Annotated in this window: 16 protein-coding genes and 1 pseudogene; 7 read left to right on the forward strand and 10 right to left on the reverse strand. The window is 59.7% G+C overall.

Features of this window, described 5'->3' with window-relative positions:
• Positions 1 to 257: 257 nt before the first annotated feature.
• From ACRER8_RS03040 to ACRER8_RS03065, 6 genes and pseudogenes are all read right to left on the reverse strand, one after another.
• A complete protein-coding gene (locus tag ACRER8_RS03040; RefSeq protein ID WP_431744878.1) occupies positions 258 to 1,187 on the reverse strand; it encodes a S66 peptidase family protein in 930 nt (309 codons plus the stop codon).
• 139 nt (positions 1,188 to 1,326) lie between these two features.
• Positions 1,327 to 2,799: a mechanosensitive ion channel domain-containing protein gene (locus ACRER8_RS03045; protein WP_431744879.1), complete on the reverse strand. Its 1,473-nt coding sequence runs from the start codon at positions 2,797 to 2,799 to the stop codon at positions 1,327 to 1,329.
• Between the two features lie 146 nt (positions 2,800 to 2,945).
• Complete coding sequence (locus ACRER8_RS03050; protein WP_431744880.1) at positions 2,946 to 3,707, reverse strand: SDR family oxidoreductase; 762 nt, start codon at positions 3,705 to 3,707, stop codon at positions 2,946 to 2,948.
• Positions 3,708 to 3,862: 155 nt separating this feature from the next.
• Positions 3,863 to 4,621 (reverse strand): hypothetical protein, encoded by a 759-nt coding sequence (locus ACRER8_RS03055; RefSeq protein WP_431744881.1) that lies wholly within the window; start codon positions 4,619 to 4,621, stop codon positions 3,863 to 3,865.
• The gene (locus ACRER8_RS03060) at positions 4,611 to 5,093 is read right to left on the reverse strand and encodes a hypothetical protein (protein WP_431744882.1); all 483 of its coding nucleotides are present in this window, start codon (positions 5,091 to 5,093) and stop codon (positions 4,611 to 4,613) included. The genes ACRER8_RS03055 and ACRER8_RS03060 overlap by 11 nt, the downstream gene beginning before the upstream one ends.
• Positions 5,094 to 5,460: 367 nt before the next feature.
• Positions 5,461 to 5,621, reverse strand: a pseudogene (locus tag ACRER8_RS03065) (MFS transporter); the annotation flags it as partial.
• A gap of 163 nt (positions 5,622 to 5,784) precedes the next feature.
• On the opposite strand from ACRER8_RS03065, the gene ACRER8_RS03070 reads away from it, so the two are divergent.
• The 3 genes from ACRER8_RS03070 (at position 5,785) to ACRER8_RS03080 (ending at position 10,225) form a co-directional block, all read left to right on the forward strand.
• Positions 5,785 to 7,941 (forward strand): TonB-dependent receptor, encoded by a 2,157-nt coding sequence (locus tag ACRER8_RS03070; protein ID WP_431744883.1) that lies wholly within the window; start codon positions 5,785 to 5,787, stop codon positions 7,939 to 7,941.
• 284 nt (positions 7,942 to 8,225) lie between these two features.
• A complete protein-coding gene (gene pssA, locus ACRER8_RS03075) occupies positions 8,226 to 9,569 on the forward strand; it encodes a CDP-diacylglycerol--serine O-phosphatidyltransferase (RefSeq protein WP_431744884.1) in 1,344 nt (447 codons plus the stop codon).
• A gap of 5 nt (positions 9,570 to 9,574) precedes the next feature.
• The gene (locus ACRER8_RS03080; RefSeq protein ID WP_431744885.1) at positions 9,575 to 10,225 is read left to right on the forward strand and encodes a TetR family transcriptional regulator; all 651 of its coding nucleotides are present in this window, start codon (positions 9,575 to 9,577) and stop codon (positions 10,223 to 10,225) included.
• Positions 10,226 to 10,284: 59 nt separating this feature from the next.
• On the opposite strand, the gene ACRER8_RS03085 is transcribed toward ACRER8_RS03080, so the two are convergent.
• The 4 genes from ACRER8_RS03085 to ACRER8_RS03100 form a co-directional block, all read right to left on the reverse strand.
• A complete protein-coding gene (locus ACRER8_RS03085) occupies positions 10,285 to 13,881 on the reverse strand; it encodes a molybdopterin cofactor-binding domain-containing protein (RefSeq protein WP_431744970.1) in 3,597 nt (1,198 codons plus the stop codon).
• A gap of 26 nt (positions 13,882 to 13,907) precedes the next feature.
• Complete coding sequence (locus ACRER8_RS03090) at positions 13,908 to 14,396, reverse strand: (2Fe-2S)-binding protein (RefSeq protein ID WP_431744886.1); 489 nt, start codon at positions 14,394 to 14,396, stop codon at positions 13,908 to 13,910.
• Positions 14,397 to 14,638: 242 nt separating this feature from the next.
• Positions 14,639 to 15,097: a MarR family winged helix-turn-helix transcriptional regulator gene (locus ACRER8_RS03095; protein ID WP_431744887.1), complete on the reverse strand. Its 459-nt coding sequence runs from the start codon at positions 15,095 to 15,097 to the stop codon at positions 14,639 to 14,641.
• A gap of 215 nt (positions 15,098 to 15,312) precedes the next feature.
• Complete coding sequence (locus ACRER8_RS03100; protein WP_431744888.1) at positions 15,313 to 16,362, reverse strand: 2,5-dihydroxypyridine 5,6-dioxygenase; 1,050 nt, start codon at positions 16,360 to 16,362, stop codon at positions 15,313 to 15,315.
• Positions 16,363 to 16,704: 342 nt separating this feature from the next.
• On the opposite strand from ACRER8_RS03100, the gene ACRER8_RS03105 reads away from it, so the two are divergent.
• The 4 genes from ACRER8_RS03105 (at position 16,705) to ACRER8_RS03120 (ending at position 21,505) form a co-directional block, all read left to right on the forward strand.
• The gene (locus ACRER8_RS03105) at positions 16,705 to 17,862 is read left to right on the forward strand and encodes an FAD-dependent monooxygenase (RefSeq protein ID WP_431744889.1); all 1,158 of its coding nucleotides are present in this window, start codon (positions 16,705 to 16,707) and stop codon (positions 17,860 to 17,862) included.
• Positions 17,859 to 18,677 carry an alpha/beta fold hydrolase gene (locus ACRER8_RS03110; protein WP_431744890.1) on the forward strand — a complete coding sequence of 273 codons (819 nt, stop codon included), beginning with the start codon at positions 17,859 to 17,861 and terminating at the stop codon, positions 18,675 to 18,677. The genes ACRER8_RS03105 and ACRER8_RS03110 overlap by 4 nt, the downstream gene beginning before the upstream one ends.
• Before the next feature lie 164 nt (positions 18,678 to 18,841).
• Positions 18,842 to 19,522, forward strand: coding sequence for an N-carbamoylsarcosine amidohydrolase (locus tag ACRER8_RS03115; RefSeq protein ID WP_431744891.1), 681 nt, complete (start codon positions 18,842 to 18,844; stop codon positions 19,520 to 19,522).
• 669 nt (positions 19,523 to 20,191) lie between these two features.
• Entirely contained in the window at positions 20,192 to 21,505 is a 1,314-nt protein-coding gene (locus ACRER8_RS03120) for an MFS transporter (protein WP_431744892.1), read from the forward strand.
• Positions 21,506 to 21,664: the final 159 nt, after the last annotated feature.

Below are 21,664 nucleotides of genomic sequence, written 5' to 3' on the forward strand. Positions count from 1 at the left end.
ACAGCCATTCAATTTTCGTGCAGATTCGCAACGGGCCAGCCGTAAAACAAGCGTCCGAAGCCGGCATAATGGCAAATAGCTACGCCAAGGTCGCTTACAGAATGGTTATCGGCGCAAGGACAATCTTCAACAGGGCTGCGGGCAGGTCTGGAGCCGTAATCAGGGCTGCGATGCGACGAAAGGTAACGCGCCATGACGGAGCAAAACCGGGCATTGGGGGGAAATCTGTGCGCCGGTAACGCTCGCTGTAGGGTGCATCAACGGGCAGCAGAGGCAACCGTCAGCGTCCCTGCATCGGCATCGAGGGTGGCACGACTGCCCAGTGCCACCGCCAGATTCCGTTCGCCATGACCAATTGGCAAACCGCCCAGTACGGGAATGCCGAGATGACCAAGGCGCTCGCTCAACACATCAAAAGGTCGGATGGAATTATTGCCATGCCCCGGTTCGCTGAACTGCCCGACCGCAACGCCTGCCAGGCGTTTGAGCAAACCGCAGTTGCCCAGATGGGTCAGCATGCGATCCACCCGATAGGCCAGTTCGCCCACGTCTTCGATCAGTAGAATCGCGCCATCGAGGTCTGGCATGAATGGCGTGCCGACACAGGTGCTGAGAATGCTCAGATTGCCGCCGAGCAAAGTGCCGTGGGCGACGCCGCAAGTGCGCACGCTGAAGGTCGGCTCGTCCCGGTCAGCCTCTACCACCAGCGGCTCGGTGCTCATCAGCGCATGCCTGAGGGTGCTGGCGAACAGGCCGCCCCGCTCCAGTTGCGCGGCGACCGGTCCATGAATAGTGACCAACCCGGTGTGGGACCACAGCGCGGCGTGCAAGGCGGTGATGTCGGAGAAGCCCACCACCAGCTTCGGATCGCGGCGCACGGCAGCGTAGTCGACATGTTCGAGGATTCGCTGGACGCCATATCCGCCCCGCGTACACAGCACCGCGCGGACTTCAGGATCGGCCAGCGCGTCGTTCAGGTCGGCGGCGCGGTTGGCGTCGCTGCCGGCCAGAAAGTGCTCGGCATCCAACGCATGGGGGTAGACCTTGGGCCGCAGTCCCCAGGAAGACAGTTCGCGTACCGCCGCTTCAACTCTTGCCTCGGCCACAGGGCCGGCAGGCGATACCAGAGCGACGGCATCCCCCGCGCGCAGTACACGGGGGTTTAGGGGCGGGCGGGACACAGGCATTTCAACGACTCGACTGGCTTTCGAATGAACGGGCAATGTAGAGCACTCCCTGCGTTGAATCCAGAGGCGGGTATCGTTACGCCTCGCGAGACTTTCCTGAACGCGACCGTGGAAACGGCATGGCGAACCGTGAGAATTATCAGCTCATCTTGTCATTCGGCCCCGGCACACGACTGGCCTGAAAACGTGTCACATTCTTGCGCAGCCAACCCATGAAGCCGCTCGGATCGGTAAGCACCGGCTTGGTTTCCAGCATCGCGGCACGTGCCTTGGTGCGGAATTCCGCAAGTCCGGCCAGTGCCCCGACCAGCTCGCTGTGTTCTTGTAACCAGGGCTCCAGATCGGCCTTGTCGATGCGGTAAATCATGCAATCGGTGTAGGCGCAGAAGCGGCCCACCGTCGGCGTCCCGTCGACAAAAGCGGTCTCCCCAAACAGCTCGCCCGGCCCCATGCGTCCTATTTCCATCCAGCCATCCGGTCGCTGAATCGACACCGACAGCACGCCAGACTCGATGATGTACAGCGCATCGGGCAAAACGCCTTCGGCCAGCACCACATCCTTGGCTGAGTACGCGCCAAGGCGCATGTGATGCTCGAGCTGGGCGCGGTCTTCGTCGCTGAGCATGCGCAGTGCGCCAACGGTGTTGAGCACCGCCGATTGCCGGGTCGACGGGCGCGATTGATCCATGCGGGTTTCAGTGGCAGCCAGTTGGCGATGGATGAGGTCGTACAGTTGATTGCGCACCGCCGAGCGACGGTCGCGGGACTTCACGTAGCCGGTGACTTCGTACTCGACGCTGCGCATCCCGGATTTCACCACCACCGCCGACGCCTTGGGCTGGGCCAGCAATTCGCGGCAACCGAGAATCGCCTTTTCCAGCGAGTCCAGTACCAGACTTGGACGCAGACGCGTCGGCAGTTCGATGCTTAGGCTGATGGAATGGAAGTGGTCGGGGCGGCTGAAATTGACGATCCGAGTCTTGGCCGCCATGGCGTTGGGAATCACCGCCATGCTGCCTTCGGCAGTCAGCAGATGGGTGGAGCGCCAATCGATCTCTATGACCTTGCCTTCGATGTCGTCGACACGAATCCAGTCATCGACGCGAAACGGTTTGGTGGCATTGAGCACGATGCCGGAAAATACGTCGCCCAGCGTGCTCTGCACCGCCAGGCCGAGGATGATGGCCACCGCGCCGGAGGTCGCCAGCAAGCCCTTGACCGGCAAATCCAGAACATACCCGGCAGCGGCCACGACAGCGACAAGGAAGATGATCGCGCCCATCACGTCTTGCAGCAGATGGCCCTTGCCGCCGACGCGCGGCTCCATGACTACTATGGCCAGCGCGGTCAGGGTTCGCGCGCCGAACAGCCACCAGGCGATAGTCAGGATCGTCGCCAGCACATGGCGAGCCACGGACCACTCGGCCGGCACCGGATATAGAGGGCTTAAACCACCGTCGAGCAATGCCATGCTGAACAGGACGAACAACACCAGTCGGCAGACCAGCTTGCGCCGCAGCAGCCTGGGATGCATCCACTGCCAGAGCACCAGATCGATGACTATCAACACAGACGCGCTGATTAACGGGTAGGCAAACCACAAGTGCTCCATCGGTGCTCCCTGAAGATGAACAGCCCAAGCAGCTTAGCTGAATACGTGCGGGAGATAGTGCTCAGCAGCACGGCTTGCTGGCGCTGGCGCATTCAAAATCGCCATCGCCGGCAAGCAGGACTGCGACAGATGAGGGCGTTACCCGATCAAAACGCCGTAACCCCACCGTCCACCGCCAGCGAATGTCCGGTGGTGAAGGCTGCGCCGTCGCTGCACAGGTACAACACGGCGCTGGCGATTTCCTCGACTTTACCGATCCGCCCCACTGGATGCATGGTCGCGGCGAACTCGGCCTTGCGCGGGTCGGCCTCATGGGCGCGGCGGAACATGTCGGTGTCGATCACCGCGGGGCACACCGCATTGACCCGAATATGCTTCTTGGCGTACTCGATCGCGGCCGACTTGGTCAGCCCGATCACCGCATGTTTGGAGGCCGCGTAGATACTCATCTTCGGCGCCGCCCCCAACCCCGCAACCGACGCGGTATTGACGATCGCGCCGCCACCCTGGGCCAGCATCACCGGTAGCTGATACTTCATGCACAGCCAGACACCTTTGACATTCACGCCCATGATCGCGTCGAATTCGGCCTCGCTGCCCTCGGCCAGACGTCCCTTTTCAATCTCGATACCGGCGTTGTTGAACGCATAGTCGACTCGACCGAATACCTCGACGGCCTTGGCCATCATCTGCTGCACCTCGACTTCCCGGGTCACGTCGCAGAGCAGGAACAATGCCTCGCCACCCGTCTGACGAATCAGCTCGGCCGTCCCTTCCCCGCCCTCGCCGTCCACATCCACCACCACAACCTTCAGGCCCTGCTCGGCGAATGCCAGTGCCGTCGCCCGTCCAATACCCGCAGCGGCACCGGTTACCAACGCAACCTGTCCGGAAAAAGTCATGCTCATTTAACAGACACCTTTTTGATTTGTGGGTAGGTGATCAGCGATGTCGGCCGCTGGGTATCGTGACCACACGGGACAATCTATCAACCACACCCACCGTCCATACCAAAATCGAGGAGCCAACTACCTGTGCATGAGTTCCAGTGATCTGAGGCTATCTACCGCTTTTGGCACGCTAAAGCGCCCGTCGACAGCGTTGAGGGATACCACGCAAAGTGCCCACGCTTGGTGTCCCCGTAGACCAGAAATATCACAACGTAGTTAGTAATGGTTTGCTTGAAAATCGTCCTGTATTTGATACGAAGCCGCAGCGCCACCGGGAAGAAATTTCTGACCGATGCAGCATCGGCCACGCTGGACGAATGTTTGTCCCAGGTATTCTGCGGGTGTTCGACGCTGGCATCGTAAAAACAGTATTGCCCTTTAGCCAAAGAAGGGAACAACTTGGTATTGATCTCCTCAATCGATACCACCGGAAATTCAAATTGTTGGCCTGCGTCTATCGTTATCCCTCGTCCGCCTATCTTTTTATAAAGCAGGCTACGCTGAACGGGGATCAACTTTGACGCCGCAATCGGTTCGTTTTCCTTCTCCCGAACTGGGTAGACCGTGATGTCTTCAGCTCGAAGATCGGATGAATTTTTTAACGTCACTGTCAGGAAGCGCCGATAGCCGTCATAGATATTCGAGCCAATCGAGACCTTTTCCACTAACACTTTGGTGGGATGAGTAGCCATCAAGTATGCGTCTTGAATATTGGACTTCATCTGGATAGGGCAACTGATATTGACCGGCGCCGACGTATTGTTGGCGATCGGACTACACGGCCCATAGGTACTCTCATCGCCAGCGGCCGCTGCGGGTGCCAGCCACAGTGCTGTCACAACTACGGAGACTGACCTGACGTCAATGTCCATTGATGTTGACCGTGCCATTGCCGTTGATGATGGGACTATTGGCCCCATGGGTAACCTGCCGCGGGACGAGCGGTTGCTGGGCCGGTGTCGCTACGAGCAATTTATCAACCAACACGTCAAATACATGGATCCGGCATTGGTTGGCTTCCTTCATCGCCTCCAGCACTTGCTCCTTCAATACGCCGTAGTGCGCTTCATTCTCGTAGTTACCCGAAAGGCGAATATCGGCTTTCAGTAGCTTCTTCACCAGGGCAGCAGTTTCAACATCGATAACAGCGCCCACCTTCGTTTTACTCTGCCCACCGCCATGCGGAGCGTCGTCGCATATGGTTTTCGCCGCTTTCAGAATGTAATCCCGGGCCAGTTGCTGAGCCGCATCGTCGCTTCCAGGATAGGTCGCTACAGCAGCCGACGCGGCGCCTGTAGCAATCAACAGCGCACTCCCAATGACTACTTGCTTTATCAATCCCACACTTACAGTCCTTTTCCCATACGTTATGCACTCCAACCATGATGAGCACTGAACCATCTGAACATCAGGTATCTCAGTCAGACTTCCACAACCATTAACGGCAATCGTCAGAAAAACTTTACTCCGGTGATTCGACTGGTTTGTGTAGGAAGCGGTGTATCAAAAAACGTCATGGGGTTTCGATATGAACGGCTGTTCATTAAGCCGGCCTACCTAGCCTTGAGCACCCTGCAGGTCTATTGCGACACGGTGGTTATATCGGAGCCAGGCGGAATTACTGCTGTCGGATACAGCATGTAAACATTGAAGATCTTGTCGAAACCGACGATCAGGAAGAAATCCCAGCAGGTAACCCATCAGATTGTCGCCCCACTGCAAGTGTGATGATCCTTTCAGCTTCCCTAACTCGTGGATATGCCCGAATGCAGTACGCAAAGGCTGCAGCCAGATATCCTGACACTGCTTGAATACCGCCAGGGGGATATCGCTGAGGCACTGCCATGCCGGTAGGCCCAGGTCGGCCAGCAGGAGCTTGACCTGATAAATGGACTCAGTATCGATGTGAAAAGAATGTAAAAAATTTCGTAACAACTGATAACAATTCGCAATCACTTCCTGATAGCATCCGCAACAAGACGTACTCGCATTGCCAAGGAGGCTCAATCACCACGCGCTTTATCAGGATTACCCCATGGCTCTATGCTTTCCCTCTCGCCCGACCCTCCTCGCCCTGTGCTGCTCCTTCAGCGTCAGCGCCTATGCCGCCGACCAGGCCATCGAACTTGGTGCCACCGCTGTAGATGCCCAAGCTTTCAAGCAAACCCCGAGTGATCTGCCCGAAGCATTCGCGGGCGGTCAGGTCGCGCGCGGTGGCCAGATGGGCGTTCTGGGCAATCAGGACAACATGAGCGTGCCGTTCACGATGACCAGCTACACCTCGAAAATCATCGAGGATCAGCAGGCCGAGAACGTAGGCGACGTATTGCTCAACGACCCATCCGTGCGCGAGTCCGGGGGGTTCGGCAACCAGGCTCAAGTCTTCACCATCCGCGGCTTGCCTTTGAGCGGCGACGATATTTCCTTCAATGGCCTGTATGGCGTGCTGCCTCGGCAGATCATTTCCGTCGACTCCGTGGAGCGCGTCGAAGTCTTCAAGGGCCCCAACGCCTTTATCAACGGCGCCAGTCCCACGGGCACCGGCCTCGGCGGCAGTGTCAACCTGCAACCCAAGCGTGCGCAGGACACCCCGACCCGTCGCTACACCCAGGACATCAGCACAGACGGGCGCATCGGCGAACACCTGGACCTGGGGCAACGGTTCGGTGAGGACAATCGTTTCGGCGCCCGCGTGAACCTCAGCCAACGCGAAGGTGAAACGGCCATCGACGACATGGATCAGCGCTCGAAGCTGTTCATTGGCGGCCTGGACTACCGCGGTGACAATTTCCGTCTTTCCACTGACTTCGGTTATCAGAAAGAACGCATCAACCATCTGCGCAACAACGTGCAGCTGGGCACCGGATTGACGGGCATCCCCCACGCTCCGGACGCCGACCACAACTATGGCCAGGACTGGACCCACCAGGAAAGCGAAGATACGTTCGGCATGGTGCGGGGCGAGTGGGACCTGAGTGACAGCTGGACCGCCTACCTGGCGGGCGGCGGCAAACGTACCCGTGAAGTCGGCACCTACGGCACACCGGTACTGAATAACGCGACGACGGGCGCGGCGACCATTGGTGGCTCGAACATCAATCACAACGAAGAAAACGGCACCGTCATGGCCGGTTTGAACGGCAAATTCCAGACCGGTCCGATCAGCCATCAGGTCGCGCTGGGTGCTTCCAGCATCTGGACTCGCCAGGAAAACGGCTTCGTCTTCTATAGCGGCACGCCGACCAACATCTACAACACGCCATCGGTGCCCAAACCTACCGCGGTCACCTTCGCATCGGGGGATCTCGGCGATCCTGATCTGGCGGGCAAGACGCGCAACCGCAGCCTCGCGCTTTCCGACACCGTGGGTCTGTTCGATGACACGCTACTGCTGACCTACGGGGTTCGTCGTCAACAGTTACGCGTCGAAAACTACGACGTGGGCACGGGCAGCCGTACCGCGCTCTACGACGACGGCATCACCACGCCGGTGTATGGCATCGTCTATAAGCCGATCGAAACGCTGTCGCTGTACGCCAACCGTATAGAGGGCCTTGCCCAGGGCCCGACTGCTAGCGGCAATGTGGTGAACGCAGGGCAGTCATTCCCGCCAGGTCGAACCAAGCAGCTAGAGGCCGGTATCAAACTCGACATGGGTACTTTCGGCGCCAATCTGGCTGCATTCCGTATCGAAAAGCCTACCGACGGTTTCATCCAGGGCGATGTCTTCTTGCGCGATGGCAAGCAGATCAACCGCGGCGTCGAATTCAGCGTCTATGGCGAGCCGGTTGAAGGCCTGCGGCTGGTGGGCGGCGCGACTCGCCTGGAATCCAAACTTGAAGATACCGCCGGCGGAACAACCGATGGCAATCACGCCATCGGTGTACCGACCTTCCTGATGAACGCCAGCGTCGACTGGGACGTGCCGAGACTGCAAGGGGTGGCGTTGAACGTGCGCTTCCTGCGCACTGGCGGGCAATATGCCGATCAGGCCAACAATCTCAGCCTGCCGAGCTGGAACCGCTTCGATGCAGGCGCGCGCTACGGCTTCAAGGTCGCGGAGAAGGACGTGACCCTGCGGGTCAACGTCGAGAACATCGCCAACAAGGATTACTGGGCGTCGGCCAACGGCGGTTACCTGACCCAGGGCGATCCGCGGCTGGTTAAGTTCTCGGGCACCCTCGATTTCTGATCACCGAAGCTCGAAGCCAAGATGGACGATTAACCGTGGGACCGAATTCATTCGCGAAAAATTGACCAGACGACCGTCTTTGTCGTTGTACTGGCCTTCGTGAATGAATTCGCTCCCACAGGGTAATGCGCCGTTCCCTCTATCGGTCAATCCTGAACCCACGCCGCCCGTGGCGCGTCGGCTGAAGATTCGCTGAACAAGTCTCCGATCCCGCTGCCAAAAGCACCACAAGGCGCACTCTGGTGTAAGCTCGTGCGCTGTTGACTCGACCCATCGAGAGGCTTATGCGGGCTCCCTTCCGACGTTCTACCCTTGCCGCGCTGCGCGGTTTCGAATCGTCCAGCGCGGCGATCACCATTCTGCCGAGCGCCGCCGACTATCGCCGTACGCTGCTGGAGAAAATCGCCTCGGCAACGCAACGTATCTACATCGTCGCCCTTTATCTGCAGCAGGACGAAGCCGGGCAGGAAATCCTCGACGCTCTCTATGCCGCCAAGGCCGCCCGCCCGGAGCTGGACGTCGTAGTGCTGGTGGACTGGTTCCGGGCCCAACGCGGGCTGATCGGCGCGGGCAAGCAGGCGGGCAACTCGGCGTGGTATCAGGCGCAGAACCTGGAGCACGATCAGGAAGTGCCGATCTATGGCGTGCCGGTGCAGACCCGCGAGCTGTTCGGCGTATTGCACCTCAAAGGCAGCATCATCGACGACTGCGTGCTCTACACCGGCGCCAGTATCAACAATGTCTACTTGCACAAGCTTGGCAAATACCGCCTCGATCGCTATCAGTTGCTGGAAAACAAAGCGCTGGCCGATTCATTCCAGCGTCTGGTCCAGGAGGAAATTCTGCCATCCGACGCCGTGTATCGTCTCGACCTGCCCTCGCCGCCAAACTCTCGCAGCATTCGGGGCGAAATCCGCCAGTTCCGCCAGCGCCTCAGGCGTGCCAGCTATGACGTGAATGAAGGGGTTCGTGAAAATGGCCAGTTGCGCATCATTCCGCTGCTGGGCATTGGCAACAAGAATTCGCTGAGCAAGGTGCTCTGCGATCTGATTGCCGCGACCCGCGATCAACTGACGCTCTGCACGCCCTATTTCAACATGCCGCTGGTGGTCAAACGCGAGATCAACCGCGCACTCAAACGCGGCGTGAAGATCGACATCATCATCGGCGACAAGACCGCCAACGACTTTTTCATCCCGCCGCAGGAACCGTTCAAGGTCATTTCCGCGCTACCGTATCTGTATGAAATCAGCCTGCGTCGTTTCATGCAGAAGCATCAGAACGCTGTCGCCAGACATGACCTGAACATTCACCTGTGGAAAGACGCCGATAACACCTTCCACCTCAAGGGCCTGTGGTCGGACGAGCGCTACACGGTGCTCACCGGCAACAACCTCAACCCGCGCGCGTTCCAGCTCGACCTGGAAAACGCGGTGTTGATCGATGACCCCAAGGGCGAGTGGCTCAAACCTCGCACCAAGGAAGTCGACCTGTTGATGCGCAACACCCACCACGTGGGCAAATTCGACGAGCTGGACACCTTGAGCGAATACCCGATGGGCGTGCGCACCTTCCTGCGCCGGGTCAGCCGGGTGCGGGTCGAACGCCTGCTGTACCGGATTCTCTGAAACTCATGAGCAAGAACACCGGCGTCCGCGCGCAACAAGCCGAAGAAACCCGCGCGCGCATCCTCCAGGCAGCGATCACGGTCTTCACCCGCGACGGTTATTCGGGCGGGCGCATAGAAAGGATTTCGGCCGAGGCCGAGTCCAACGACCGGATGATCTACTACTACTTCGGCAGCAAGGAAAAGCTGTTCGTGAAGGTGCTGGAGCACACTTACGAGCGCTTCAATCAGGCCGAAAGCACGCTGCAACTGGACCCTTCGACACCAGTTGCAACGTTGCGTCAGATGGTAGCGTTCGTTTGGGACTACTACGTCACACACCCGGAATTCGTCGCCATCCTGAGCATCGAAAACCTGCACAAAGGCAAACACGCCAGACAGTCCAGCGAATTGCGGCGCCTGTCGGGAGAAGCGGTGGGGGTCCTGAGGCCGATCATCGAAGCCGGTCAACAACAGGGCCTGTTTCGCCAGGATGTCGACCTCAAGCATGTCTATCTGATGATCGCCTCGCTCTGCTACTTCTATAACTCCAACCTGCACACCCTGACCTCGTTTCTCGGGCAGGACATGGGCGGCCAAGGCCAGCGGCGGGACTGGCTGGCGTTCATACAGGATCTGGTGGTGCGGGGGGTGATGGTGTTGCCCTCCGAAGAATAAACATCCAATTGCAGATCGTTCCCACACAGCGCGTGGGAACGATCACGGATCACGCGATGCTAATGCGTGCCGGGATTTGCCTTAAGGTACGCGACCTTCTCCTGCAATCCCGTCCACTGCGGTTCGTTCGGTGCGAAACGGCTGCGCAGATAGGCGGCCAGGTCGCTGATCTGCGTATCCGAGAGGCTGTCCTTAAACCCCGGCATGTACCCCAGATCCCGTGTGGCGGGGTTGGAAATCCCTTGCTGAATCACTTTGATCAGATTGTCCGGCATGGCGCTGTGGACGTTGGTATTGCTCGCCAGTGACGGGCTGACACCGAACAGTTTCGGCCCCATACCATCGGCGTGACAGCCCTGACACGAGCCCTCGAACACCCGCTGGCCATTGCTCAATGACTGCGCCGACACGCTGGGTTGCATTACAGGTTTCGGCGCAGATGCTGTGGTCGTTGTTAATGAACCCGCCTCAGCCGTCCCATTCAACGACGCCAGGTACACAGCCATCGCCCGCACATCCGTTTTCGACAGTTTCGCCAGCTCTGAGACCACCGGCCCCATCGGGCCTGCCGCCACGCCATGGGCATCGGAATAACCCGTGCTCAGGTAGCTGAACAGCTGATCCTCGGTCCAGGGCGTTGGCGATTTCGACAAGCTGTTGAGCGCCGGAGCCTCCCAGCCGTCGACCATGCCTCCCGCCAGAAACGCCGCGCCGCCCTTCTCCGCGCCCATCAGGTTGCGCGGCGAATGACAGGCCGCACAATGCCCCAGTCCGTTGACCAGATACTGCCCGCGATTCCATTGCGCGCTTTGCTGTGGCTGCGCCTGCACCTCACCCTTGCGCAGAAACAGCGCATTCCAGCCCGCCATCAAAGGCCGCATGTTGAACGGAAACCGCATGTCGTTGGCCGGCTGTAGCTGCTTCACCGGCGCTTGCGACATCAAGTAGGCGTACAGCGCCTGCATGTCGGCATCGTCGATGTTTCGAAAAGCGGTGTACGGAAATGCCGGATAAAGGTGTTTGCCATCGCGACTGATACCGTCACGCATCGCCCGTTCGAACGCCGGATACGACCAATTGCCGATGCCGGTCTCGGGGTCCGGCGTGATGTTGCTGCTATATAAGGTGCCGAATGGCGTCTGCATCGCCAGACCGCCCGCATTGCTTACACCGCCAGGCGCGGTGTGGCAGACCGCGCAATCCCCCGCCGACGCCAACAGCCGACCTCGCTCCAGTGTCGCGGCGGACCAGGTGCCCGAACTCGGCGGCGCAATCGGTGCGATCTCCGCACGCCAGGGCAATGCAGTCGCCGCCACCCCCAATACAGCGCCGAACGCCGCGAACAGCGAACCAAACAGCCATTTCGAGCGCTTGGCTTTAGGCGATTCGGGGGGATTGCAGTTGGCTTCATCCCCCGCGTTTTTCAGGGCCGCCAACACTCGCTCCGCCGTGATCGGCAATTCACGGAAACGAATGCCGGTGGCGTCATAAATGGCATTGGCGATGGCCGCTGCACTCGGCACGGATGCCGACTCCCCGGCCCCCATCGGCGGTTCGGCCTGGCGCGGCATCATCATCACGTCGACCTTGGGCACCTCCGGGAAAGTCAGGATTGGATATCCGCCCCACTCCTTGCTGGCAATGGTCGATTCCTCGAAAGTGACCCGCTCCTTCAGCACGCGGCTGGTGGACTGAATCACATTGCCGTGAATCTGGTGCTGCACCCCCGCCGGATTGACCATCATCCCCGCGTCATGGCCGATCACCACCCGCGTCACCGAGACATCGCCGGTGTGCTTGTCCACCGCCACATCCGCGACCCAGGCCGCCCAGGCCGCACCGAAGCCGGGAAACTTGCTGTGGATGTAGCGCGCATAGGCGAACCCGCGACCGCGCAGCACCCCGTCTTCTTCCGGGATCTGCATGGGTTGGATACGCGGCGTCCAGTCGGCGCGGGCCGCGGTGGCCTTGACCAGTTCCGAAGCGCGGTCATCGTGCAGATAGCGCAGGCGATATTCCACCGGATCCACGCCTGCGGCAAAGGCCAGTTCGTCGATGTAGGACTCATGGGCGAAGGTGTTGGGCAGCGCCGACACGCCGCGCATCCATGATGCGCGCACGATCGGCGCCATATCGTTGATGGTCACGCGCATGTGTTCGATGTCGTAGGGCGGGATCGACGTGCGGTCGCCCATTTCGAACATCACAGCGACCGGATCGACTCGCCCGGTCAGCAGGAGCGCCAGAGTGGGCGAGTTGTTGGAGGGGTAACTGGTGGTGAAGTCGTACCCGGCCACGCCACCTTCCGCGTTGAGGCCGCCGTCGACTTCCATCAATTGCGCCGTGCCCTTGGGCTCCCAGGCATGCTCTTGCTCGCGGGTCAGTTGCACCCGAACCGGGCGTCCTACCGCACGCGACAGCAGCACCGCATCGGCACACACATCGTCTGCGCAGTTGCGACCATAACAACCGGCTGCTTCCATGCGGATAATTTCGATCTGTTCTTCGGGATATTCCAGCAACCACGCCAGATCCGCCCGCAACATGTGTGGATTCTGCGTGCCGGACCAGACCCGGATGCCTTCCTCGCGGTAGTCCGCAAGCCCGCAGGAGGGTCCGATCGATCCATGGATCTGATAGGGCCAGAGATAAGTGCGGGTCATCCGTTCGCTGGCAGCGGCCAATGCTTCGTCGACGTTGCCCTTGTCCAACACTACGCGCTGCACCTTGGGATTATCGCGAATGGCCTGTTCGACATCGCTCATGTCGGGCAATTGATGCTGCCAGGGCTTCCAGGTGACTTTCAGCTCCTTGGCAGCCCTGGCCGCCTGCTCTTCGCGCATCGCCACCACGCCGATGAAATCGCGGATCACCACCACACGCACGATGCCAGGGATGTGAGCGATGGACGATTCATCGACCTCCAGCAGGCTGGTGCCTACGAACTCGCCTGTGTCGTAGCCGGCGTAAGGCGGGCGGATCACTCGACCGTGCAGCATGTCCGGCAGACGCATGTCGTGGACGTAGGTCAACTCCCCGGTGGCCTTGCCCGGAATGTCGACCCGCGCGGCGACGGTCCCCACCAGCTTGTAATCTTCCAGGCGCTTGAGCGGTGCGTCGCCGGAAATCCTCAGCTCGATGTGCTGGTCGAGCAGCAATTCGCCGAATCGGCAGGTTCGACCGTCTTGCGCTTTGATCACCCCGCTTTCGATCACCAACGTTTCCGGCCTGACCTCCCAGCGTTGCGCCGCGGCCTGCAACAGATAGCGGCGGGCCTCGGCGGCAGCGTTGCGCAAGGGGATCGCGGAAATCTGCAAGGTGGCGCTGGCGATGGTCGCGCCCTGATTCGGCGCACGCTCGGTGTCACCGAGGATCATGGAGACCTGATCCATCCGCAGATCAAGTTCTTCGGCGACGATCTGCGCAAGCGAAGTACGAATGCCAGTGCCGAGATCCACGTGACCGTTGAAGGCGTAGACCGTGTTGTCCTGATCGATGGCGATGAACAGCCCCAATTCCTTGGGCTTGACGGTGGGCGTGCCGCCTTTGGCGACCGGGCCGGACGGCGGCAGGATGTCATCGACGATCAGCAGCACGCCGTTCTTGGCCAATAGATGATCGCGAGTGGGCGTGGGCTTTGCCTGGGGAGGTGTCATTGGCGCAGTCAAAAGAGTCGCTCCGTTCAAAGCTGATGACGGGCGGCCCGCATGACCGCGCGAAGAATTTCGATGTGGGTGCCGCAGCGGCAGAGGTTGGCCGAGAGTTCGTTGCGGATCTGCGCTTCGGTGGGATGTGGGTTGCGGTCGAGTAAGGCCTTGGCGGTCATGATCATGCCGTTCATGCAGTAACCGCATTGCGCGGCCTGCTCGTCGATGAATGCCTGCTGCACCGGGTGCGGGTACTCGCGGGAGCCGATGCCCTCCAGCGTGGTGATTTCACGTCCCTCGGCACCGGCCAGTGGAAACACGCAAGAGCGTGCCGCCACCCCGTCGATGATCACCGTACAGGCGCCGCACTCCCCCAGGCCGCAGCCGTATTTCGGGCCGTTGAGCTGCAAGTCGTTGCGCAGGATCAATAGCAGCGGGGTCTCCGCCATGGCCGTCACGGACGAGATTCGACCGTTGACCTGTAGCGTCACGGTCGTCTCGCCCGTTACCTGCTGCTCGCTCATATCGCGTTCCCCATCTGTTACCAACCGTCTCGGGCTTTTGGTGAAGTAATTACTTCATGAAAAGAGAGCAGGAAGCGTGCCAGTGCGGGGTGGGACGTAGGAAGAGGAAGTCGGTCGTGCCGGAATGGAGATCAAACTGAGAGCGAATTCATTCTCGAAAGATTTATCAGACGTCAGAGATGCGTAGGAGGCACTGGCCCAATCGCGGATGAATTCGCTCCCACAAGGGATTCGTGAGCGCCTTACTCTTCCGGCTCTTCGATCAATTTTCGCAGCAAAAACAACACCGCCACGCGTTCGGCGGGATTCAGATTGCTGAGGGTGAGTTCAGTGATCTGCGCGGCGCGAGGAACGGTTTCCTGCACCAATTGGAGGCCGCTGTCCGTCAGGCTGCAGATGACCTTGCGTCGATCCTGCGGGTCGGGGTCCAGGCTGATCAGGTCGCGGGCCTTGAGCCGGTCGACGATACCGCGAATGGTCGCCTGATCCACCGCTGTGGCCTTGACCAACTCGGTTTGCGAACTGGGGCCGTGGTCGCGCAGCGCGCAGAGGGTTACGAACTGCACCGCCGTAAGCTGCGAGTCGCCAACATTCTGCTGAAAGATCGCCAGATGACGCTGGTAAGCCTTGCGCAGTAAGTGGCCGACCTGCTCGGAAAAAGTGTACGACGCGGGGGTTTTGGAAGGTTTATCAGTGGACACGGATGGCTCGTTCGGCGGGCGGTAGAGAGTGGTGGGTACATTAACGCTTGCGCAGGGTTAAGGGGAGTCTCTAGAGCACTGCGGATCAGAACTGTGGGAGCGAATTCATTCGCGAGGCGGCGGTACATCCGACGCACTTCTGTCGTATGCACTACGGCATCGCGAATGAATTCGCTCCCACAGGGTGTATTTCCGGGAGCTGAAGGAAAAAAGCGTCAGGCTTTGGAAGCCTCTGGCGCCACCACATCACCACCCAGCACCACGGCCTGATCATCCAGATAGATATCGCAATGGCGCAGCGGGATATCCAGGTGGCACGGCGTCTTGCGCGTGCCGCCGACTTCGGTGTTCGGCCCGGTAGAGAACAGGAAATTGCCGTAAAACGCCCTGGCATCCATGCACATGCCGTCGTTCTTGTCGTGCAGGCCCATGGCGGTCCACTGCGCACGCGGCTGCAGACCCCAGCCGATGTGGGAGATGCCATACACCTCGGGGTCGTTGAAATACTTCATGTAATCGCGCAGGTATTCGGCCTCGAATCCGCCGTGAATGTTGGTGATGAAGCCCTTTTCGATCTCCAGCGTGATCTGCTCGCGGGAGTACGTCTTGAATGGCAGCACGATATCCCCGACATCGATCACCAGCGTGCCCTCGGCGGTTTCCTCGTTCGGCCAGGAGAACAGAAAGCCGCTGGGCCAGTGGTCCCAACGCCCCGGTTCGTCGGCAAAACCATACTCGGTGACCGAAGGGTACTGCCCCAACCGCGCACGGAAATCGCTGCCTGCGCGGGACTTCACATGAATCGAACGCGCCGCCTTCAACATCTGCTCGGCCGCCAGCACCCGCTCCTTGTCGGCCACGCTCGGCAGCATGCGCGCCAGCACTTCCGGCGGCTCGACCGCCAGCAGAATCCGCGTTCCCGTCTTGAGGATCTGCTCCTGTTCAGGCGAATGCAGCAGCATCATGGTGTCGATGATCAGATCCGCCGCTTCCAGCGCGCGTTGCGCGGCAATGTTGCCGGTAAGCGCCGTGTCGCCGCAGTAGGCGGTCATGTCGTTGCCCATGGCCTTGGGGTGATTGAACGACGGCAACTCTACCGCATATACCTTCGCCCCCAGACGCTGTGCGGCATCCATCGCGGCACGCACGGTGCGCGCATCGGAGTAGTGGCTCTTGAGCACTGCGACGCTCTGAGTCGTGTCGACTTTCGACAGTTTCAGCACGTGCTCGAACATTTGGGTCAATTCGCAATCGCTAACCGGCATCACTTGGCTCCTCGTCATCCAGCCTGGGCGGAACGCACCATTGAAAGGCGTCACGCTTCACATTAGTGCAGTTTTTAAAGCGTACACGCTAATAAAAGGTGATAAGACATCAAATAGTGGAAGTCTGCAATAGGCGCGCCACTTCGTTACCTATACACACAAAACCCTTATTTGACTGGTTACAAAGGGTGACATGTCTATTTGCGACGGCCTGGCGTATTTTTTTGAAATACCTATTCACATTTCAAAAATTAAGCGTATACACTTTAAAAACGCACTGTGGAGACGATCAGTATTCGTCACACACTCTCAGAGATTCACGAAACACGAAGGAAGCGCGCCATGCCAGCTACGTCCATTTCGCAAAAAATCGCCATCGTCGGAGCCGGTCTGGGTGGTGCTGCTGCCGCCACGCTGTTGCAGCGGGCCGGCTTCAAGGTCGATGTCTATGAGCAGGCCCCAGAGTTTTCGCGCATCGGTGCGGGGATCCATATGGGCCCTAACATCATGAAAATCTTTCGCCGCATGGGCATCGAACAGCAGCTGAGCGACATGGGCTCGCACCCGGACTTCTGGTTCAGTCGCGATGGCGCCACCGGTGACTACTTGTCGCGCATCGCATTGGGCGAGTTCTCGCTCAAGGAATACGGCGCGGCGTACATCACCGTGCACCGCGGTGACCTGCATGCGCTGCAGATGTCGACCCTGGCCCCCGGCAGCGTGCACTTCAGCAAATGCCTGACCACCCTTGAAGAACGCGACAATGGCGTGCGCCTGAACTTCGCCGACGGCACTCACGCCGACGCCGACATCGTGATCGGCGCCGACGGCATCAATTCAAAAATCCGTGAAGAGCTGCTGGGCCAGGAGAAACCTTTGTACAGCGGCTGGGTTGCTCATCGCGCCTTGATCCGCAGCGAGGTACTGAGCAAATACAACCTGGACTTCGAGAACTGCGTGAAGTGGTGGAGCGAGGACCGTCACATGATGGTCTACCACACCACCGGCAAGCGCGATGAGTACTACTACGTCACTGGCGTACCTCATGCGGCATGGGATTTCCAAGGCAACTGGGTCGATAGCAGCCGCGATGAGATGTACGAAGCCTTCGCCGGTTATCACCCCACCGTGCAGGCCCTGATCGAGTCCACCGAAAGCGTGACCAAGTGGCCACTGCTCAATCGCAATCCGCTGCCGCTGTGGAGCCGGGGTCGTCTGGTGCTGCTGGGCGATGCCTGCCACCCGATGAAACCGCACATGGCCCAAGGCGCGGGCATGGCCATCGAAGACGCCGCGATGTTGACTCGCTGCCTTCAGGAAACCGGTCTGACCGATTACCGCACCGCGTTCGAACTCTATGAAGCCAACCGCAAGGAGCGCGCCTCGCGGGTGCAGGCCGTGTCCAACGCCAACACCTGGTTGCGCACCCAGGAAGATCCGGCCTGGGTCTACGGCTATGACCTCTATGCCCAGCAGCTGAAATCGGGGGTGGCCGCGTGAATACTTTCGTCCACGGCGGCAACGTAGCGACCAACGGCATTCGTCAGCATTACCTGCGCTACGGCGGGACCAGACATGCCGACAAACCGGCGTTGATCCTGATCCCGGGCATTACCAGCCCGGCGATCACCTGGGGCTTCGTCGCGGAACATTTGGGTCGGTATTTCGACACGTATGTACTCGATGCCCGTGGTCGCGGGCTGTCCTCCACCGGGCCGGATCTGGACTACAGCGTCGACACCTGCGCCGATGACATCAGCGCCTTTGCCACCGCCATGGGGATCGACAGCTATCACCTGGTGGGCCATTCCATGGGCGCGCGCTTCGCTGTCCGGTCTTCGGTGCGCAACGCTCAGGGCCTGAAAAGCCTGGTGCTGATCGACCCGCCGGTGTCCGGCCCTGGTCGTCGTGAATACCCGTCGAAACTGCCGTGGTATGTCGATTCGATCCGGCAGTCGCAAAGCGGCATGAGCGCGGACGACATGCGCGCCTTCTGCCCAACCTGGACCGAAGAGCAACTGCAACTGCGCGCCGAATGGCTGCACACCTGCTTCGAGCCGGCCATCGTGCGCGCCTTCACCGATTTCCATGAGGAGGACTTCCATCAGGACCTGCCGAACTTGCCGGTCCCTGCCCTGCTCATCGTCGCCACCCGTGGCGGGGTGATTCAGGCAGAAGACGAAGCGGAGATCCGACAGCTGCAACCGGAGATTCTGATTAATCGCGTGGAAGATGCCGGCCACATGATTCCGTGGGACAACCTGCCGGGATTCTTTGCGGCGTTTGGTGATTTCCTCGGCACGCGGTTGAGCTAGCGCCGATTTCTGTAGGAGCCAGCTTGCTGGCGAACCGCGGTGTGTCAGTTACATCTGCCTCACTGATACACCGCTGTTCGCCAGCAAGCCGGCTCCTACCAGAACGTCACCCGCCACAAAATCGGGTTTCAGCTTTCAAGCCGTGGTTTCCAAAGGAGAACGGGATGAGTGAACAACAGAGCGCCGACGCCAACTATCAGGGCGTCTGGGGCAATCGCATCGGCTTCGGGCAGAAACCGGCGCTGCTGATGATCGATTTCATGCAGGGCTACACCCAACCCGGCGCACCGCTTTTTGCGCCGGGTGTGGTCAGCGCCGTGGCCGAAAGCGTCGAGCTGCTGGCCAGTGCGAGGCAGCATGGTATCCCGGTGGTGCACACCAACATCCGCTATCACCCGACGCATTTTGCCGACGGCGGAATCTGGGTAAAAAAGGCGCCGGTGATGAAGGACATGGTCGAGGGCAATCCACAGGCGGCCTTCTGTAAGGAAGTGCTGCCGTTGCCGGAAGAAGTGGTGATCAGCAAGCAATACGCCAGCTCGTTCTTCGGCACCTCGCTGGCCTCGATGCTGCATGCGCAAGGCATCGATACCGTGGTGTTGGCCGGCTGTTCCACCAGCGGTTGCATTCGGGCGACGGCGGTGGACGCGGTGCAGCATGGTTTTCGCACCATCGTCGTGCGCGAATGCGTCGGTGATCGGCATCCAGATCCCCATGAGGCGAATCTGTTCGACATCGACAGCAAGTACGGGGATGTCGTGAGCAAGCACGAAGCGATGAAGCGGTTTCAGGCGGCAAGTGAAAAACTGGCAACTGAAGCCATGACCGGCGCGAGACATGACTGAAAACCGCCAGGCTCGACACACCCCCTGTGGGAGCGAATTCATTCGCGATACGACGGCACGGTCGACAGAGATGTGTTGCCTGAACGCCCCATCGCGAATGAATTCGCTCCCACAGAAGGATGGCGAACGGCAGATGAATCACTGAGCAAGGGACAAAGCGATGAAGCGGTTTCAAGTGACAAGTGACAACTGGCAACTGGCAACTGGCAACTGAGGCCACAACCGGCGCGATACATGACTGAAAACCGCCAGGCTCGACACACCCCCTGTGGGAGCGAATTCATTCGCGATACGGCGGTACATCCGACGCACTTCTGTCGTCTGCACTACGGCATCGCGAATGAATTCGCTCCCACAGAAGGATGGCGAACGGCAGATGAACCACAACGGATGAAACACCTGAAGAAACGGCGCTTACGTCGTTAGAACCAAGCCATAGAGTTCTGGTCTTGCATACAGCTTGCTTACTACTGGACACGTCGCCGCCCTGAATAGGCAAGACACAGCCAGTCTTCTGACACTGCCTTTGGAAGTCGCCATCCGGTGCTCGCCAAAGTACTTGATGTGCGGCAAACAAAAACCACAACAGGCCGTATGAGAATGTAGCGAACGCAGGCAAGATCAGCCGCAATCGCGCTCAGCCGGTCGAAGAACCGCCAGGAGACACCCATGCCCTCTGCGAATGTAGAAACCGTCGCGACAGACGCCGCTGACCCAATCAAAGCGCTCTACCACAAGATCACCTGGAAGCTCATTCCATTCCTGTGTTTCTGCTACCTTGCGGCGTACCTGGACCGCATCAACATCGGCTTCGCCAAACTGCAGATGCTCGACCAGCTGCACTTCAGCGAAACCGCGTTCGGTCTCGGCGCCGGACTGTTTTTCGTCGGCTATATCCTGTTCGAAGTCCCGAGCAACCTGGTGTTGGAGAAAGTCGGGGCGAAGATCTGGATCGCCCGGATCATGATCACCTGGGGGCTGCTATCCGCCTGCACGCTGTTCGTCAGCACACCGATGCAGTTCTACGTGCTGCGTTTTTTCCTCGGCGCTGCCGAAGCGGGCTTCCTGCCGGGGGTGCTGTTCTACCTGACCACCTGGTTCCCGACCTATCGACGTGGTCGCATCATCGCGCTGTTCATGATCGGCCTGCCGCTGTCCAGCGTCATCGGCGGCCCGCTGTCGGGCTGGATCATGGGGCATTTCGATCAGGCGGCCGGGCTGCGCGGCTGGCAGTGGTTGTTCCTGATCGAAGGGGTGCCCAGTGTGCTGCTTGGCGTGCTGACCTTCTGGGCGCTGCCGAACGCGCCAAAAGACGCCAAGTGGCTCAACAGCACCGAACAGACCCTGCTCGAAGGCGAGCTGCATCTGGACGATGCCGAAGGCAAGGACAGCAAGCACAGTTTCCGCGACGGCTTCTTCAATCTGAAAGTCTGGATGCTTGGCGGTATCGATTTCTCGATCCTGCTCAGTGCCTACGCAATGGGTTTCTGGATGCCGACGTTCATCAAGAATGCCGGGGTCACGGACACCTTCCACATCGGTGTGCTGACCGCCTTGCCCAGTGTGGCGGCGCTGATCGGCATGCTGATGATCGGCGCCAGTTCCGACCGTCGCCGTGAGCGTCGTTGGCACATCATCGTGCCGTTCTGGATCGGTGCCGTGGCCATGGCCGCCAGCCCGTTCTTCACCCATAACGTAGTGGCAACCGTTGCGCTGTTCGCCATTGCCTCGGCGGCGATCATCGGTGCAGTGCCGGTATTCTTCAGTCTGCCCGCGACCTTTCTCAAGGGCCGTGCCGCTGCAACGGGTTTTGCGTTGGCCTGCTCGCTGGCGAACATTGCCGGGTTGGTCAGTAACTCGATGATGGGCATTGCCATCGACGTCACTGGCAGCAGCGCAGGTGCGCTGTGGTTCTTTGCCGGGTGCCTGGTGCTCAGCAGCCTGTTGGTCGTGGCGTTGCCAGCGAAGCTGGTAAATCGGTAAGCCTTCCGGCTGTCCCCGATCAACTGTAGGAGCCGGCTTGCTGGCGAACAGCGGTGTGTCAGGTACGTCTCCCTCGCCGACACGCCGCCGTTCGCCAGCAAGCCGGCTCCTACAGCAAGAATGCATTTCTCCAATGACAACTGTGGAAACTCAACCTCG

This window comes from Pseudomonas sp. (assembly GCF_050739935.1).
Classification (GTDB): Bacteria; Pseudomonadota; Gammaproteobacteria; order Pseudomonadales; family Pseudomonadaceae; genus Aquipseudomonas.